We start from the raw sequence: 18,778 nt of genomic DNA on the forward strand, positions 1-18,778 counted from the left end.
GTATTCAGACCAGAACAATTACAGGAAACCGAAAACCGCGGTATTCCCCCGGAGACGTATCCATCGTGCCGTAAAAGAATGGGGGCGAATGCTGCTCCTGATGACAGCCACCGGAGGACTGTATCTGTGGCGCGGGGGAGAATCACTTCTGCTGCTGCTGACGGCCGGGGGAATGATAATGTGCGGCGGCCTGCTAATGCAGCTCTGCGGTCCCCGGAGGGTGAACGTGCAACGTAAGATTTCTCCTGACCGGCTGTCAGCCGGGGATGCTGCGGTGGTTGAGGTGAAGCTCACTTTTGCCTCCAGAATACCGCTTCCCTGGATGATCATTACCGATTACTGGAGCGGAGGCAGCCATCAGGAGCTGGTGTTTCCCGGCTTCCGCCGTTCCTTCAGCTATTCCTATGAATTGCTGTCTGTACCCAGAGGTGTTCATCAGCTCCATGGCTGCAATGTAGCGTGGGGGGATCTGCCCGGATTGTTCACAGGCAGCTGCCAGCCGGACGGCAAGCAGATCTTCAAGGTGCTGCCGAAGGCGCTATATATGGGCGGCACGGTGCCGGATAACGGCTTGATTCCGGGTGACCGTGTACTCCCCGCACGGGGGAAGCACAGCAGTCCGCAAGCGGCAGATATCCGCGACTATACGCCGGGTGACCCGTTCAGCCGGATTCACTGGAAGAGCAGCGCCCGTAAGGGAACCCTGCAGAGCCGAGTGCCGGAACGTGAAGCGGGGCAGATGAACTGTATCGTGCTGGCGAGCAGTCCGGAGGACTATGATGTGCCATTTGGTGCATATGTGCCGCGCAGCCAGCGTGCTGCGGTGATCCCTGCCTTCGAACAGGCGGTATCGGCCGCAATGGGACTGCTGCTCTCTGCCGAGCGCTCCAGCAGCTACATCCAGCTCTTCAGCGGCGGCTGGCCTGAAGGAATGGCCAGACATGAAGGGCTGGGCCAGCTTCCCGGCAGGGTCCGGGATCTGCTCACAGAGATTGCCCCCTCCGGTTCACAGAGTCTCAGCAGGCTGCTGGAGGATGCATCGAAGAGCTGGATTCCCGGTATGACGGTATCTGTTATTACCGGGCGGCTGGAGGAAGAGTCAGCGAGAACCATGGCCCGCTTCCTGGTTCAGGGAGTGCGGGTGGAGCTGTATTATGTCTGGGATCAGCCTTCTCCAGGCAGCCAGACCAGCGGTAATCCTGTGAGGAGTCCGGCGGGAGCGGCAGGAACGTTACCGGAGATGTCCCGCAGTACCAGACAGACCCCGGGAGGAATGACGGAGTCCGGGCCGGGTGATCCCGCAGCTTCCGGGAGCAGACAACCCTCACCGGGTACGATTGCCGGGAGCCTGATGCGGCTCGGCGCCCGTATTCATTGTCTGAACTCCGCTGCTCCTGCACAAGGGTATAAGGGGGCGGAGAATTATGGGCTTCCGGATACACCTTCGTCCCACTAAAGTCATGCCGGATGGCGGCAGTCCGCAGGTCTCCTCCGGCAGCGGACAGCGGCGTCATGGAACCATTGTGTTTGCAGCGGAAGGGCTGCAGAAGTCAGATCCTACAGAGAACAGCTTCGCCGGTTCAAGGGAGAGCAGCCCCCTGCACTATCGCGGCCTGTTCTCTTTGGCCATTATGGGAATCTTTGTCCTGTGGCTGCTGCCGCTCTACAAACTGGCTGTGACCACGGAGCATACGCAGCTTCTGCGAATTCTGATGCTCTCGGCTGCGGCACTCCTGGCATGGGGGTGTATTCAGCTGCCCCGGCTTGTGCAGGCAGGCGGCCAGTTCCTGCTGATCTTCATGACCTGGTATACTCTCTGCGCGGCAAGCGGAGAGAGCGGCTGGCTGAAGGCCTACGCATCCGTGCTGGGGAAAGATGCTCTCCTCCTCCTGTCGGCGAGGATCTCCGCATTAAGCGAGGACAGCAGGCTGCTGATCCTGGTGCTGGGCTGGGGCCTCTTGGTCTCATCGGTCCAGCAGCTCGCGCTGTATAGGGGAAGCTTATCATTATTCGCAGGGGTTACCCTGTTGTATCTGCTAATGCTGGACATGGGCTATGCGGTCAATACATCCGGTGATGTGCTGGTCTTCGTAGGGCTGATCCTGTGGCTGCGGGCATTAAGCAGATTGCTCCATCTACAAGAGCAGACAGGAAGCCTTGCTCTCCCTTACGGCCGCTGGGGGATGTTGGCCTTTGGTGCAGCTGTAACGGTGATGCTGGCGGCCTGGGTAGCCGGGCAAGGGCTGGGTGCGCGCCCGGCTGCCCCGGTTACGCTACAGCCGGTTCTGAATAAGCTGGAGCATTGGGCTGAAGCACAGAGGCCGGAGGATGCTGCGGGTTCTCAGACGGGCAGCACCGGTTACAGTACAGAAGATAGGGAACTGGGCATGCCATTGTCTCCTGGTCGGGAGGCGGTCTTTACGGTCACTGCAACCCGTCCCTATTATTGGCGCGGGGAGAGTATGGCATATTATGACGGCCGCCGCTGGATTAGGAGCGGAGCCGCTTATACACCGCTTAACTTGATTCGCCTTCCTGAGGCAGAGCCTGCTCTGGCAGGTGCCGCCTCAGATGAAGCGCAGACCTTGATTCAGCGGATTCAGTTCGCCGTGCCTTCGCCCGGCGGACTTCCGTTGTTCAGCGCTGGCAGCGTTGCGGATGTACAGAACATCCGCCTGGAGGACGGGAGCCAGTTGGGCTATGTGCTCGCTAACCCGGAGAAGCTTAGCTTCCGGCTGCCGGAAACGTACGGGTCCGCTCGGGTAACGGAGTACACCGTCAAATCTGTTCTGCCTGAAAGCAACCCGGAGGTGTTGCGGAAGCTGGAGGGGAGAGACCCTGAAGCGGTCAGCAGCCAGTATCTACAGCTTCCTGCGGCCTTGCCGTCCAGGGTTAAGGCCCTGGCCGGAGACCTCACCGCCGCCGCGCGCAGCCGTTATGATGCCGCCGCTGCCGTAGCGGAGTATCTGCAGAGCGGTTATACCTATTCGCTGAAGACCCGGGTGCCGCCGTCCGGTGCCGATTTCACTGACGATTTCCTCTTCGGGACCCGGCGGGGCTACTGTGTGCATTTTGCCACTGCGATGACGGTCCTGCTGCGCAGCAGCGGCATTCCGGCCCGGTACGTCCAGGGCTACGGCCCGGGAACTCCCGTGCCGGGTTCCATGCCCCGGCGCTACAGCGTGACCGATGGCGATGCCCACGCCTGGGTCGAGGTCTATTTCCCCGGCGCCGGCTGGGTCCCCTTCGATCCCACGCCGGCCTCCGGGCCCGCCGCCGCTGCTTCAGGCGCGGCGGCGAACCCGGCGGCTGCTTCCGTGCCGCCGGGGGCCCGCCTGTCCGCTGCGCAGCTCGCGGACGCTCGGATCGCCGCCCCGCCGCAGGGGGGCGGCCCGGACCGGGCGCCGCTGGCTGCCGCGGCGCTACTGCTGGCTGCCGCCATCCGCTGGCGGCGCAGCCTGGCCCTGCTGCCGGCGGTGCGCCGCGCCGGCAGGCTTGGCCGTGAGCGGCAGCTGCGCGCCGCCGCTCTGGCCTGGCACGGGCTGGCGGCGCGCTATGGGCCGCCGCTGCCCGGGGTTACCGCCAGGGAGTACGCAGACTCCCTGGTGATCGAGGACGGGCGGCTGCGCAGCGCCGTCCGGGATTTTGTACGCCAGTGGGAAACCCTGGCGTATAGCGGCCGCGCGGGCGGGCCAGCGGAGCGCGCGCGGGGGCTGCATGGCGGCGGTGTCTCGCCGCCGCGCCCTGGCGCAGTTCAGCCGCCAAGTCCTGGCGCAGTTCCACCCGTGCGCGCCAGCATACACCCGCCGCCATGCGCCGGCGCTCCTGGTCTCGCCAAGGACTCGGGTGCCCTCGACGAAGCAGCATTCATTGCCAGGTGCTTAACGATCACCTTCCACCTGGCATAATCAGATAAAAGGCGTTCACTGCCATTGCAGCGGGCGTCTTTGCTTTTCTCTGTTCAACACTAGATAAAGGAGAGTAATAAGGAGCGTTAGTACACCTCAATTCACCGGACGCATGCCAACTGAGCCAATAAGGTGCAGTAGCACACCTCAATTCACCGGATACTGCCAGAGTTAGGTGATTAGAGAACGGGGGCTTACAAACTGCATGGTCTGCAAAAGTTACAGCGACGATTTGTTCTTATTAACATTCTTCTCCAGTCCATGTTGCATTCCACTTTCCAGTCCATACCGAAGCGCAAACAGCGTGCGAACCGGCAAGTAGTGCGAGTTGTGTAAAGGAAACAGATGGATAAACCACACTTAATTCTTCCCCAATGGAGTGTTGTAGGAAAGCAGTTGGAATAAGTCCACTTAAATCCATCGCACCCTTACGATATATCAGAAACCGCACTGAGTAAGTGTTGTTTATCCATCTAATTCCTATAATTACGCCCAAAACGCCAGATTAGTTGTACAAATTCCACTTGCTTCCATCCGCTACGCTCCGAGCTAAACGCATCCCTCCCCGTCCCCCGCCACATAGACATCGAAACCGTGAAGCGGAGCGTCTCCTTTCCTTGACGATGAGAATTAACCATGAGTATAATGAATCCAATAATCAAGGGAGGCAAGTAATGAACAAGCCAAATGAAATGATCGTTGTTCTGGATTTCGGGGGACAGTATAACCAGCTTATCGCGCGCAGAATTCGTGACCTGGGGGTATACAGCGAGCTTCTGCCGTACAATACACCGATGGAGAAGATTAAGGCCTTATCGCCAAAAGGGATTGTATTCTCGGGCGGACCCAGCAGTGTCTACGCCGAGGATGCGCCGCATGTAGATCCGGCCATCTATGAACTGGGACTTCCGATCTTCGGAATCTGCTACGGTATGCAGTTGATGGCGCAGCAGCAGGGAGGCAAGGTGGAACGCTCAGCCAAACGCGAGTACGGCAAAGCGGACGTTGAATTCGCACCTAGCTCCGTGCTTGCCGCGGGTCTGGAGAGCAAACAGACGGTATGGATGAGCCACGGCGACCATGTGGTGGAGCTTCCGGAAGGCTTCAAGCTGGATGCCGGAACAGAGAGCGCTCCGATTGCAGCGATGAGCAATGACGAACGCAAATTCTTCGCTGTTCAGTTCCACCCTGAGGTACGCCACTCCGTTAAAGGGAACGAGATGATCTCGAACTTCCTGTACGAGGTCTGCGGCTGCGAGGGCAAATGGACCATGGAGTCGTTCATTGGAGATGCCATCAAGGATATCCGTGATAAGGTCGGCGACCGTAAGGTGCTCTGTGCACTCAGCGGCGGTGTAGATTCCTCTGTTGTAGCTATGCTGATTCACCGGGCCATCGGCGATCAGCTGACATGTATGTTCATTGACCACGGCCTTCTGCGCAAAGGGGAAGCAGAGAGCGTAATGGAGACCTTTGTCGGCAAGTTCGATATCCATGTTGTCAAAATCGACGCCCGTGACCGCTTCCTCGGCAAGCTGGCCGGTGTGTCCGACCCTGAACAGAAACGGAAGATCATCGGCAATGAGTTCATTTATTGCTTCGACGAAGAATCGGCCAAGCTGGGGGATTTTGCATTCCTGGCCCAAGGCACACTGTATACCGATATTGTGGAGAGCGGCACAGCAACGGCGCAGACCATCAAGTCGCACCATAATGTGGGCGGACTGCCGGAAGATATGAAGTTCAGTCTGATTGAGCCGCTGAACACCCTGTTCAAGGATGAAGTCCGTAAGCTGGGTGAAGAGCTTGGTATGCCACATGCGATTGTATGGCGTCAGCCTTTCCCGGGTCCGGGACTGGCGATTCGTGTGCTGGGTGAAGTGACCGAAGAGAAGCTGACCATTGTCCGCGACTCCGACTATATCCTGCGTGAGGAGATTGCCAAGGCCGGTCTGGACCGCGAGATCTGGCAGTATTTCACCGCCTTGCCTAACATGAAGAGTGTTGGGGTTATGGGGGACGAGCGTACGTACTCCTACACTGTAGGTATCCGTGCCGTAACTTCCATTGACGGCATGACAGCCGACTGGGCGCGTATCCCATGGGATGTGCTGGAGAAAATCTCCGTGCGTATCGTCAACGAAGTCGACAACGTGAACCGCATCGTGTACGACATTACTTCTAAGCCGCCTGCCACGATTGAGTGGGAATAGGTAAGGGATATATAAAAACGGCTACGCCGTCCTTTAAAAGGATGGCGTAGCCGTTTCTGCTTGATGCCAGTGTGCCCGTTACAGATCCTTCAGTTCAAAGATCTTCTGCAGCTTACGGAGACATTCGGTCTTCTGGTTATCATCCTCGGTGTGGATATACGCCTCCACCAGCCTATACCCGAATACGAGCAGGATGAACTCGTAGACACAATGTTCGGCGATAGGAGGTGCCTTAGTATACTCCGAGAAGCCTTGATAATAAGCAGGGATACACCGCTGGTAGTATTCTGCCATGAGATCGGGGTCCGCCTCATCCGCAATCAGGCTGGCGATATCCTCACCCAGGTAGCCCCAGCCGGAGGTATCCCAGTCGATGAGGGCGATTATTTCACCATCGCAGATCAGGTTGGTCACCCAGAAGTCACGGTGGCACAGCACGAGGGGCAGTTGTTCAATCCGGGCAAAAATGTCATCCGACTGTTCATCAATGTCGATGAGCATTTGCCGCAGGTGCTGCGGGAATTCGCATTCCTCCGAGCGTATATAGTCGTAGACGACCGGCCATGACCGGTAGTGCAGATACGTATTCTTCATGAGATCCGCATGGCTCAGGTTGGTCAGGCTCTGCAATACCGCAGGCTGCCCAGCATACAATTTACCCTGATAGCGGCCCAATTCCAGTGCAGCCTGTTCATACATCTCAGCGGTCAGGTCCAGACCGGATACGCCGTCGATATATTCGAGCCACAATTGGCATTCATCCTCATCCGTATTGATCTCAGAGTAATAACACACCGGCCAGCGGAAGGTATGGGAGAAGGTCGTCCCCAGTCCGGAAGCATACAGATCATATTCCCGCCGCCAGGAATTCGGATCATTGTAACGCTCCCATTTCTTCTGGATTTTCAGAACGATACGGTACGGCAGGTGCTCTCCGTCCGCCGTTTCGGCTGTTCCCGTCACCAGGCGCACATTCCCCAGAGTCCCGCCATGTAACTGGACCGTTTGGGAATCAGCAGATGTAATCGTTGTTTTGAAAAGTTGACTTAGAGCAATATATAACGCTTCAGTATTCATATTCATTTTTTCCAGCCCCCGTTTTTCTTCGTTTGTTTTCTCTGCATAGCGATGGATTGACTTCGGGCGTTTTTGTGGATGAGATAGCCCGTTTTGTCCTGGACAAACTTATTCTCATGCTGCTGGGCCGTATAACGCTCCCAGCGTTCGCGCGGCAGAGAACCGTCAGCAAGCGCAGCGAGAACTGCGCACCCCGGCTCGGATTCATGGCGGCAATCATGGAAGCGGCATCCTGCGAACCGTTCCTCCACATCGCTGAAGCCAGCCCGGATACCTTCATCTGCATCGAAAAGCCCAAGCTCACGCATCCCCGGTGTATCAATTACCATCGCTCCGGAGGGGAGCATGAATAATTGACGGTGTGTCGTCGTATGCCGTCCCCGGCTGTCGTCCTCGCGGATGGACTTAACCGTCATTACTTTCCGTTCCATCAGCGCATTGAGCAGAGATGATTTGCCGACACCGGACATACCCAGAAAGACAACTGTTCTACCGGGCATAAGATAGGCATCCAGCTCGTTCAGCCCCAGACCGTTATGACTGCATACGGCGTGCACCGGCACATCTGGTATGCTCTGTTTGACTTCGGCCAGCGGGAGACTGAAGTCCCCGGTGAGATCAGCCTTGGTCAGAATGATAACCGGCTGCCCGCCACTTTGCCGGGCTTGAGTCAGATAACGCATCATGCGGGTGACATTGAAATCCCAGTTCAGGGAAGACAGGATGAATACATAGTCAAAGTTGGTGGCCACGACCTGCTCCAGAATCGTTTTGGTATAGCCAGCGGCATGACCTGAATAATTCGCCCGCGAGAATTTGGAGCGGCGGGGGAGTAACGTAATAATCAGCGAATCTCCGCTCTCATTGTGGCGCAGCAAGACGAAATCACCTACGCACGGGAAGTCCTCACGTGACTCTGCACTGTGATAGAACGAGCCTTTGAGTACAGCCGTCACCTCGCCCTGCGCAGTTATAACGGTGAACCGCTCCCGCCGCAGCTCTGTAATCCTGCCGGGTAATAACCCGGAGGGGATTTCCTCTATATCTGTATAGCCATAGGTTTTTAGATCAATCATGTGTTTGGGTTAGCTCCTTATCAAAATATAAGAATTTATATATTGCACACTATAACTTCTTCTTCTATTTCTCGCTGAAACGGTACCGTCCTTTCAAAAGGACGGCAAAGCCGTTTCCGCTTGTGTTGTTTTGTAGACGCAAAAATGCCGCGCAGCAGCAGCCTCAATAAGAAGCTGCTGTTCTACGCGGCATCAAGATGCAAAAAAGATACGACCTTCATCGTATCCCGCAAACAGCAATATTCACGAAAGGTTACTTGGGATGGCATAACAAATAATACGGGCATTTGCCCGCTGTTTAAGAGATATGCCTGCTATTCAGTTTTAAACTGAAACCACCATATAAGTAGTAGCCAATTGAAACATCCCCTTTCGGATAAGGAACTTGTAAGAAATTTAATGCTTATCGCTAAGCACATCCAGAGTAACATACATTAGTATGCAAATCCATGTAGAGTTTGATTATAATCATGAGCTAAGTGCTTCATCATATGTATAGAGCTTAACTGAAGTGCAGTGCCGTCCGCGTTTATGATGCGATGTTTGGCGGATCATCCCTTAACCAAGCAGGATTTGTCATAAAAGTGTTCGATTTACGAACGATTGTGTAATCCTGACGGACAATGTTCGTATTTACCATTGACAAGCCCTGTCATCTGCCCCTAAAATGATAAAGCGCTACAGCAAATATATTCGTATAATTCCGGGGATTGGCCCGGAAGTCTCTACGAGGTCACCGTAATGACCTGGCTACGATTAGAAGAGCAGCTTACTCTGGAATAACGGTTATGCCGGTATTGCGGGCAAGAATCTCTTTAATCAGGCCGGTGTCTTCTATAGATGCCGGCTTTCTGTTGCTGTGATGGCATAACATACAACCTTAGGGGGAGAACAATTTGAACCGCTTTTTCAAGTTGAAAGAGAACGGCACCACAGTACGCACAGAGATCATGGCCGGTATAACCACGTTTATGGCAATGGCTTATATTCTGTCGGTTAATCCAAGCACCCTGACTGCCTTCGGCCGCATTGATATGGGCTGGTATTCCGTATTCCTCGCTACAGCGCTGGCAGCCGGTATTTTCACTATTGCCATGGGGGTATTCATTAACTTCCCGGTAGCTCTGGCACCTGGTATGGGCCTTAACGCATATTTCGCATCCGTAGTCTTGTCTTCCGCCACCACTGAACATGAGTTCACCTGGCAGATGGGTCTTACCGCCGTATTCATCTCCGGGATCATCTTCATTCTGCTGACCATAACCCGGGTGCGGCAAATCCTGCTTACTGCTATTCCTGACAGCCTGAAGCATGCCATTACGGTCGGTATCGGGATGTTCATCACCATTATCGGCCTCAAGAACAGCGGACTGATGACCATCGGCGTTGAAGCCGGAAGCGATATCGCCGCTAATAAATTTACAGACGTACTTTCTTTTGAGACGGTAATTCATATGGGGAGCCTGGAGAACACCAATGTTCAGCTCGTCATTATCGGTCTGCTGCTGATCTCCATTCTAATGGTACTGCGTGTTCGCGGCGCTATCCTGTTCGGTATTCTGGGGACTACACTTGCTGCGATTCTGATGGGCGCTGTAGATTTCAGTTCCCTGAGCAATCCGCAGACCCCTTGGGTTCCTGACTTCACACAGCTCAACTTCTGGGAATTCGATTGGGAAGGCATTATGCACACAGGTATCGTATCTGCGATTGCCACCTTTACCTTTGTAGAATTGTTCGATACCTTTGGTACGCTTGTAGGTACTGCTGAACGTGCCGGAATCATGAAGAACCCGGAAGAAGGCAAAAAACGTGTCGGTAACGCAATGTTCGTAGATGCGGTAGCTGTTGCGGGCGGTGCCATGCTGGGTACCTCCACAACAACAGCTTATGTTGAAAGTGCTGCTGGTGTGGCTGAAGGCGGACGTACGGGTCTGACCGCAGTAACAACAGGGATATGCTTCCTGCTTGCCTTGTTCCTTGCTCCGGTAGTAGCTCTTATCCCGGGTCCGGCAACAGCGGCAGCGCTGATTATTGTCGGTGTTCTGATGGCTCAGTCGATCCGCGACATTGACTTCCAGGACATGGTGCTGGCGATTCCAGCCTTCCTGACCTTTGTTATTATGCCGTTTACTTACAACATTGCTAACGGGATTTCGTTCGGGATCGTTACTTATGTGATTCTGGCCTGCGTAGCCAATGTAGCCGGCAAGAAGAAATACGATATCCACTGGATGATGTGGGTTCTGGCGATTCTGATTATTCTGCGTTATGTTCTGATCGGCAGCCAAGGCTAAATACGGCACCCAATCTGAATATAATTTCTGCGGTCCCTTCATTATATGGAGGGGCCGTTTTCTTTTTGGGTTCTTGCGGGGGAGATGCAGCCGGACACAAGCGCTGCTTTACCCTTTTCATCAACCAGTATTTAGATTATATTGTTGAAGAGGTGATAAATGGTGTCGGGTTTATTTACAAGAGCTTACAGGTCCTTCCTTAAGCATCCCTTGCCGTTGCTGCTGTTTCTGCTTGGAGCAATGGTCCGTATTCTATACATAACTTCTATTCCGCCTGGACTGAACCAGGATGAAGCCTCTATCGGTTATGATGCCTATGCGATTCTGCACTATGGGATCGACCGGAACGGTGTTCATCTGCCCATTCATCTTATCGCCTGGGGTAGCGGGCAGAATGCACTCTATGCCTATTTGTCCATGCCGTTCATTCTGTTGTTCGGACTGACGCCGCTGTCGGTACGGGCACTCAGTCTGGTTATGGGATTGCTGGGCATGATTGTCTTCTACCTGATCGTGAGAAGGCTGTCTGCCTCGCCCGGAGCCGGGGCCATTGCCATGTTCTTCATCGCTATTAATCCCTGGCATATTATGATGTCCAGGTGGGCGCTGGAATCGAATCTGTTTCCTACGATGATATTAATTGCGGTTTACTGCCTGCTGCGTTCCTTTACGAACCCGGGGTGGATTTACGCTTTTACCGGAATGCTTGCCCTATCCCTGTATGCTTATGGGACAGCCTACTTTTTTGTACCGCTGTTTGCACTCGGTACGGCAATTCTTCTATTATATAGCAAGGTCCTGAGACTCCGTACACTGGTGTGGAATCTGACAGGGTTTGCGGTAATAGCGTTACCTATACTACTATTTGTTGTAATTAACCGTTACGCTATGCATGAGATTGCTACTCCACTGTTCACTGTTCCTAAGCTTACCATGCCGCGGGTGGAGGAGATTTCATCCGTGTTCGGGGGCCGGCTGTGGCAGGCGGCTGCAGATAACTTCAGCGCCTTCGGCAAGCTGATGTTGAGCGGAAGCGACGGCTTGCCCTGGAACTCTATTTCTCCGTACGGGTATGCTTATCCGGTTGCGCTGCCCTTTGCGCTGATCGGGTTCATTGTCCTCGTGCATGCATGGTGGACAAGGCGGCGGGAGAGTGCCGGTGCGGGAGTCCTGCTGCTCTGGTTCCTGATCGCCGTGCTGATGGCGCTTATTACAAGCGTGAATATCAACCGGATCAATATTATTTTTTATCCGTTCATTATGCTGGTATGCGCCGGGTTCGGATGGATTGCAGGCAAGGTCAAAGGAGTTGCGATACTGGCAGTAGCGGTGTTTGGCATCATGTTCGTTTTGTTCTCTAATGCCTATTTCCGCGAGTTCCCTGAGAGAATCGGCCCGGCCTTTTATGATTCGTTCGGGGAGGCAGTGCAGTATGCTTCCGAACACAGCACCGGTGAGATCTATGTTACGAATAATGTGAATATGCCTTATATTTATGTGCTGTTCTATGAACAGATGAATCCGCATGATTTCCTGAAGTCCGTTGTTTACGCCAATCCGGGAGAAGCCTTCCAGCGTGTTTCTTCCTTTGGGAGATATAAGTTTGATGATATGAGGACTGTGCCTGCCGGTGCCGCATATATTTTTGCGAATAACGCTACACCGCCTGCGGCAAGTACGGAATATACGGTCAAACGGTTCGCTAATTACAGTGTGCTCCTTACTAACGAGGGGACGGGCGGTCTTCCGGCACCCCAGGGGACGGCCATAGCTGAATTCATGAACGGGGGGTTTGAAGAAGGGGCTGCGGGCTGGTCCTTCACTGCGGGTACGGGAGTGGCCGATAACAAGCCGTTCGCCGGAAGCAAGCTGGCGTATCTTGATCCCGGAGCCGATACCCTCGTGTCACAGGTATTTACCGCCCCGGCTGGTGATTACAGACTGTCCGGCATGGTTAGTACAGGCGGCAGCGGCGGGAAGATCGGCATCCGTACAGCGGGTAAGGTGCTTGCAGAGACTGAACTGCCCGTAACGGAAGAGTACCAACAGGTCACACTTCCTGCAGTCACTCTGGAGCAGGGGATGCAGGCAGAAGTATACATAACCGGCGGTAATGGCTGGATTAACATTGACGAGGTGAGGGTAGAACGATGACCAAGAATGTACGTGCAGCGGCAACCGTTATACTGATGCTCCTATTATTTATTCTTCCTGTAACAAGCATCTATGCCGAAGGGAACTTATTGCAGAATCCGGGCTTCGAAGAAGGTGAGGACGGGGCGCCTACAGGCTGGAGCAAGGATATGTGGATTTCCGGAGATGCGGCGGGCTCGATCTCTGTCCAGTCCGAAGAGGTTCATTCCGGCAGCAGAGCAGCGGTGATTGAGAATCTCCAGCCCAATCACCTGAAGTGGGTCCAGACCGTTGCCGTCTCACCGGAGAGTTATTACAGAATCTCGGGTTATGTCAAAATCGTCAGTACGGCAGGCGGGGGAACCGGCGCCAATATATTCCCTGTAGGGATTGGCGGCGGCTACCCGGCTACCAGCGATACCGCCGGGGAATGGCAGTATCTGGAGTTCATCGGCCAGACCGGCAAGGAGCAGACCGCGGCCGGAATCGGTGCTGCACTTGGCGGTTATGCCAATCTGATTCAGGGCAAAGCCTATTTCGATGATCTGTCCGTCGAACAGCTCGATACCGTTCCAGAGGGTTCGAATATCATTTCCCTGGACAGCGGAGCGCAGGCTCCGGCAGCAGAGGCAGGCGGGGGCAAGCCGGAAGAAACACCGCACAAAGTATCACCGGCCAAGCTGCTGCTGATTTCAGGTGCGTTCTGTTTGTTCTTTGCCTTTTTATACACCAGAGCCTTCCGCAGTGAGCGTCTGCTCAGACAGGAGGATGTCATCTACACCCGCTGGCTGTATGTTGTGTTTGGCGTGGCCTTTATCCTGCGGATCTGGATTGGCCTTACGGCTCAGGGCTACAAGAATGATATGAATACATTCATGGCCTGGGGCCAGCGCCTGACCGACCTGGGTCCGGGCAAATTCTATGAAGAAGGTTATTTCGCCGATTATCCTCCGGGTTACTTGTATGTGCTGTACCTGCTCAGTCTGCTTCGAGGATTATTTAATTTTGCCGGCGGATCAGGTGCAGAGACAGTTCTCTTCAAGCTGCCCGCGATGATCTCCGACCTTGTACTCGGCTGGATCATTTACAAATGCGCGCGTCCCAAACTCGGCTCCGGCCTTGCCATCGGGCTGATGCTGCTGTTCCTGTTCAATCCGGCCGTACTGATGGACTCGGCAGCCTGGGGACAGGCGGATTCCTTTTTCCTTATTTTCCTGATGCTCAGCATTATAGGGATTGTCGACAAAACCTTTGTACGTGCAGCGATCTTCTTTGCCATTGCCACACTGATCAAGCCGCAGGCGCTGATCTTCACGCCGGTGCTGCTGCTTGCCTTCTACCATCACCGCGCCTGGAAACAGCTTGTGCTGGGTGCGGTGTACGGACTGGGGATATTCATTCTCCTCGCAGCCCCTTTCTTCTGGAATAACGGCGGTCTGATGGGATTGATTAATCTATACAAAAGCACGCTGTCCTCCTACCCGTACTCTACGGTTAACGCATTTAATCTGTATGCTTTGACCGATCCGATGTGGTCGGCCCTGGATGTGACCTGGTTAGGCATACCGTACCGCATCTGGGGTTTTATTTTCATCCTGGTGGCGGTGGCACTTGCAGCTTATTATTCCTTCAATACTAAGGACCGTAAGGATCTCTCCAAATCCTACTTCATAGGTATGGTGCTGATCACTATTGTCTTCGTATTCGGTACCAAGATGCATGAGCGTTACTTATACCCGGTTCTGATTCTGTCCTTATTCGCTTTCATGGAGAGCCGGGACCGGCGGTTCCTGACGCTGTTTCTCGGGTTCTCCCTGACCCAATATATTAACGTAGGGTATACACTGGCTTATCTGAATACCGGCGTAAACCCGCCGACCGACGGCATTGTGCTGGTTACAGCTATTACCACTATAATTCTTGCATTATATATGCTCTATATTGGATACGATGTATATATCCGCAAATCCACGAAGCTCCTGCCTGGACCTGTTACGCCGCAGGAAGCTTTTGAGGCAGATCTGCTGCTTGCAGAAGGGATTAAGCCGCTTAGCAAGCCGGAGCGCCGTTCCCCGCTGAAGCTGCAGCGCAGAGACTGGATCTGGATGATCGCAATCACCATACTCTATGGGGCGCTCGCCCTCTACCACCTGGGGGATAACAAGGCACCTGAGACATTGTGGGAGCCTGCTGCCAGCGGCGAGAGCTTCTATGTCGATCTGGGGCAGGACCATCCGCTTGAGCGGGTCAATGTCTTCGGCGGTGTCGGGACCGGCAAATTTCAGCTGGAATTCAGCCAGACCCCTGATAATTGGAGCAGTCCGCTTGAGGTGAGCGAGGATGTCGGCAATGTCTTCATTTGGAAAAGCCAGCCGCTTAACGTATCGGCAAGATATATCAAGCTCACGGTTACGTCTCCGGGCTTCACCCTCAATGAAATGGCATTCTATGAGCAGGGGGCACCGAAGGTTCCTCTGACCATAGCAAATGTTGTACCGGATACGGGAGCAGCTGCCAAAAGAGGAACACCGGCCAATCTGTTCGACGAGCAGTCGGTCATTCCGGACAACTCCAATTTCATGAACAGCACGTACTTTGATGAGATCTATCATGCCCGGACGGCGTATGAACATTACCATGGTATTGTTCCTTATGAGAATACACACCCGCCGCTCGGCAAGCTGCTGATTGGAGTTGGGATGGAGCTGTTTGGCGTCAACCCGTTCGGCTGGCGGGTGATAGGGACCTTGTTCGGGATTGCCATGCTGCCGCTGATCTATATCATGGCTATGCGGCTGTTCCGTAAGACTACCTATGCTGCACTGGCCGCCGGACTGTTCGCCCTGGACTTCATGCATTTCACCCAGACGCGAATATCCACCATTGATGTCTACGGCGTATTCTTCATTATGCTGATGTTCTACTTCATGCAGCGTTATTACACGATGAACTTCTATCGTGTGCCGCTGCGGACAACGCTGGTTCCGCTGTTCTGGTCCGGCCTGTTCTTCGGAATCGGGGTAGCCTCTAAATGGATCGTTCTATACGGAGGCGCGGGACTGGCCATTATGCTGGCGTTGGTGCTGTTTGAACGCTACAGAGAATACAAGGCAGCGGGGCGTCTGCTGGCGGAAGGCAAGCTGACCGGGCAGGAGCTCAAAGCCGCCTGCCGGACAGCGGATCAATCCTTCTGGAAGAATACGGTGATCACTCTGGCCAGCTGTATCTTATTCTTCGTGATCATCCCGGGAATCATATATAGTCTCTCCTTTGTGCCGGCACTTTCTGCTTCAGCAGAAGGCTTCACGATAAAGGGGCTGATTGATGCCCAGAAGAATATGTACAACTACCACAGCCAGCTTGTAGCGACACACCCGTTCGCGTCCTCCTGGTGGGAGTGGCCGTTCATGAAACGTCCGGTATGGTTCTTCAGCGGCGGTGAAGGCTTGGCAGAAGGCAAAGCGAGCAGCATAGTAACTATGGGCAACCCGCTCATCTGGTGGACCGGAATCTTCGCTATGCTGGCAGCCGTATGGTTTACCTTGAAGCGCAGGGACAAGAGCCTGTACATGATCTGGATTGGTTTCTTCTCGCAATATGTACCCTGGATGCTTGTGCCGCGTGAGACCTTCCTGTACCATTATTTTGCAATGGTGCCGTTTATGATTCTTTCTACTGTATACATCCTGAAGCTGCTTGACGGCAAATTCCAGGGTGCCAAATATCTGCGGTACGCCTATGTTGCGGCCGCCGCCATCCTGTTCGTTATGTTCTATCCGGTGCTATCCGGAATGCAGGTTAACAGCAGTTATATCATTACTGTACTGCGCTGGTTCCCTTCCTGGGTATTCTAGGTTTCTTAGGAAGGGGGCTTCAAGAACCGGCTCATCAAGGAAGCTGTGGCTTACAATTAATTTTAGGAGGAACCCAGGTGAAAGCCAGATACAGTGTAATAGTCCCCATGTTCAATGAGGAAGAAGTCATTCAAGTAACCTACGAGCGGCTCAAAAAAGTAATGGATGATTGCGGTGATTCCTATGAGCTCGTGTTCGTCAATGACGGTAGCCGGGACCGTACGGCTGAGATTATGCGCGGAATCAGTAATGCGGACGAGCATGTCAAGCTGATTAACTTCTCCCGTAATTTCGGCCATCAGGTGGCGATTACCGCCGGTATGGATTATGCTGAAGGTCAGGCGGTTGTGGTAATTGATGCAGATCTTCAGGACCCGCCTGAGGTTATCCTGCAGATGATCGCCAAGTGGAAGGAAGGCTATGAGGTGGTCTATGCCAAGCGGCTGAAGCGCCACGGAGAGACCTTCTTCAAGAAAATAACCGCCAAAATCTTTTACCGCCTGCTCAGCAGTATGACCAGTGTGGAGATTCCTACGGATACCGGGGACTTCCGGCTGATCGACCGTAAAGTCTGTGATGTGCTGCGCGGCCTGAAGGAGAAGAACCGTTATGTGCGGGGACTTGTGAGCTGGGTAGGCTTCCGTCAGACCATGGTGGAATATGTGCGGGAGGAACGCTATGCCGGAGAGACGAAATATCCGCTGAAGAAAATGATCCGGTTTGCGCTCGACGGAATCACCTCGTTCTCACACAAGCCGCTCAAAATCGCTTCATATATCGGATTCTTTCTGTCCTTCTCCAGCTTCATCTACCTGTTCCTGGTATTGTTTCAGAAGGTCTTCACCTCCTGGACTGTACCGGGATGGGCGTCCATCGTCGGAGTGAACCTGCTCTTTAACGGCATAGTACTGATGCTGCTGGGCGTAATCGGCGAGTATATCGGCCGGATCTATGATGAATCGAAGGACAGACCGCTCTATATCGTGAGCGAGACCCGAGGGTATCCCGACGCGGAGATAGAAGATACGCGGAAGGCAAGCGATTATGCAAAATAAGGCCTGGAGCGCAGGCATCATCCAGTTTCTGAAGTTCAATGCGGTGGGCCTGCTCAACACGTTGATTGATTTTGCGATATTTACACTGCTGCATTCCATAGGGATGGTGAACACTCCTGCGCAGATTATTTCCTACAGCGCCGGTACCGCCAACAGCTTTTTCTGGAATAAGAAGGTTACCTTCCGTGACCGGGACAGAGGGAATGCCGGCCGCTTTGACCGGATGCAGCTGGTGAGGTTTATCGTGCTGAATCTGCTGGTGCTGGGCATTTCGGTGGTGCTGATTCATCTATTGACGGACAGATTGGGAGTCCAGGTGCTGATGGCCAAAGTGCTGGTAACGTTCATTACAGTGATTATTAATTTCTTCGGAAGCCGTAAGTGGGTATTCTGATGAAGGTATAACACAAGGCTAAGCTTATATTCTATATTATGGAGGCGATTGTCATGCGGAAGTTATCCTATCTGATTATACTTGCTGGGGTTCTGATTATGCTCTATCCCAAAGGAAGCGAGTGGTACAATGACCGTCAGCAGCAGAAGCTGCTGGAAGAGGCTGAACAGGCCTACAGTGAAATCGTTCCTTCAGCTACGGCCCCTGCCGGCACGGATCTTAGCAAGCCTTATGCGGAGGTGACCCAGCTGCTGGCTGAAGAATCGGCTGCCGAAGAGCCGGTGCCCTCTGCCACCCCTGACATTGAAGTCGGAGGTAAGATAACCGCCATTATTGAAATCGACAAGATTGATCTGAAGCTGCCTGTCCTGGAGGGTGCCACCAAGAATAATATGAAGCATGCTGCAGCGCATATGAAGGAGACGGCTCCAATCGGCGCGGTGGGCAATGCAGCTATTGCGGCACATAGATCCAGAACTGCAGGGAGATTGTTTAACAGGCTGAATGAAGTCGGCGAGGGGGATACCATTACCATTATTACAAGCGGCCACGAATACAAGTATGTAGTCTATGGTGTATCCATTGTTGAGCCGACCGATGTATCTGTGCTGAAGGGGAAGGATGATGATAAAATTCTAACCCTCATTACCTGTGATCCGCTCGTAGATCCGACCCATAGGCTTATCATCCATGCGAAATTAACCTGACTCTCATAGGATAAGGCGGAGAAAAGGTAGAGAAACATAAAATTTTAGCATATTTTTGTAGTAA

Annotated in this window: 11 protein-coding genes and 1 riboswitch; of the genes, 9 read left to right on the plus strand and 2 right to left on the minus strand. The window is 53.7% G+C overall.

From position 1 onward, the window contains the following. The first annotated feature begins 100 nt into the window (after positions 1 to 100). The 3 genes from KDC22_RS03155 to guaA all read left to right on the plus strand — a co-directional run bounded on the left by KDC22_RS03155 (position 101) and on the right by guaA (position 6,121). Complete coding sequence (locus KDC22_RS03155) at positions 101 to 1,456, plus strand: DUF58 domain-containing protein (protein ID WP_211722043.1); 1,356 nt, start codon at positions 101 to 103, stop codon at positions 1,454 to 1,456. After that, a complete protein-coding gene (locus KDC22_RS03160) occupies positions 1,425 to 3,908 on the plus strand; it encodes a DUF4129 domain-containing transglutaminase family protein (protein WP_211722044.1) in 2,484 nt (827 codons plus the stop codon). The genes KDC22_RS03155 and KDC22_RS03160 overlap by 32 nt, the downstream gene beginning before the upstream one ends. A 674-nt stretch (positions 3,909 to 4,582) precedes the next feature. Then, positions 4,583 to 6,121, plus strand: coding sequence for a glutamine-hydrolyzing GMP synthase (gene guaA / locus KDC22_RS03165; RefSeq protein WP_173139363.1), 1,539 nt, complete (start codon positions 4,583 to 4,585; stop codon positions 6,119 to 6,121). A gap of 78 nt (positions 6,122 to 6,199) precedes the next feature. Here guaA and KDC22_RS03170 read toward each other — a convergent pair whose 3' ends face one another. Both KDC22_RS03170 and rsgA read right to left on the minus strand, forming a co-directional pair. Beyond that, on the minus strand, positions 6,200 to 7,204 hold the full coding sequence (locus KDC22_RS03170) for an aminoglycoside phosphotransferase family protein (RefSeq protein ID WP_211722045.1): 1,005 nt from the start codon (positions 7,202 to 7,204) through the stop codon (positions 6,200 to 6,202). Next, positions 7,201 to 8,274 (minus strand): ribosome small subunit-dependent GTPase A, encoded by a 1,074-nt coding sequence (gene rsgA / locus KDC22_RS03175; RefSeq protein ID WP_211722046.1) that lies wholly within the window; start codon positions 8,272 to 8,274, stop codon positions 7,201 to 7,203. The genes KDC22_RS03170 and rsgA overlap by 4 nt, the downstream gene beginning before the upstream one ends. A gap of 673 nt (positions 8,275 to 8,947) precedes the next feature. Further along, positions 8,948 to 9,047: riboswitch (purine riboswitch) on the plus strand. 123 nt (positions 9,048 to 9,170) lie between these two features. On the opposite strand from rsgA, the gene KDC22_RS03180 reads away from it, so the two are divergent. The 6 genes from KDC22_RS03180 (at position 9,171) to KDC22_RS03205 (ending at position 18,714) form a co-directional block, all read left to right on the plus strand. Continuing rightward, positions 9,171 to 10,571 (plus strand): NCS2 family permease, encoded by a 1,401-nt coding sequence (locus KDC22_RS03180; protein WP_211722047.1) that lies wholly within the window; start codon positions 9,171 to 9,173, stop codon positions 10,569 to 10,571. A gap of 159 nt (positions 10,572 to 10,730) precedes the next feature. Then, complete coding sequence (locus KDC22_RS03185; RefSeq protein WP_211722048.1) at positions 10,731 to 12,725, plus strand: carbohydrate-binding protein; 1,995 nt, start codon at positions 10,731 to 10,733, stop codon at positions 12,723 to 12,725. After that, positions 12,722 to 16,558, plus strand: a complete 3,837-nt coding sequence (locus KDC22_RS03190; protein WP_211722049.1) for a glycosyltransferase family 39 protein — start codon at positions 12,722 to 12,724, stop codon at positions 16,556 to 16,558. The genes KDC22_RS03185 and KDC22_RS03190 overlap by 4 nt, the downstream gene beginning before the upstream one ends. A gap of 77 nt (positions 16,559 to 16,635) precedes the next feature. Then, the gene (locus tag KDC22_RS03195) at positions 16,636 to 17,613 is read left to right on the plus strand and encodes a glycosyltransferase family 2 protein (RefSeq protein ID WP_173139384.1); all 978 of its coding nucleotides are present in this window, start codon (positions 16,636 to 16,638) and stop codon (positions 17,611 to 17,613) included. Further along, positions 17,603 to 18,007 carry a GtrA family protein gene (locus tag KDC22_RS03200; protein ID WP_173139386.1) on the plus strand — a complete coding sequence of 135 codons (405 nt, stop codon included), beginning with the start codon at positions 17,603 to 17,605 and terminating at the stop codon, positions 18,005 to 18,007. Before KDC22_RS03195 ends, KDC22_RS03200 begins: the two co-directional genes overlap by 11 nt. A gap of 53 nt (positions 18,008 to 18,060) precedes the next feature. Beyond that, complete coding sequence (locus KDC22_RS03205; protein ID WP_173139388.1) at positions 18,061 to 18,714, plus strand: class D sortase; 654 nt, start codon at positions 18,061 to 18,063, stop codon at positions 18,712 to 18,714. Positions 18,715 to 18,778: the final 64 nt, after the last annotated feature.

It is taken from the genome of Paenibacillus tritici (assembly GCF_018207515.1).
Lineage (GTDB): Bacteria > Bacillota > Bacilli > Paenibacillales > Paenibacillaceae > Paenibacillus_AQ > Paenibacillus_AQ tritici.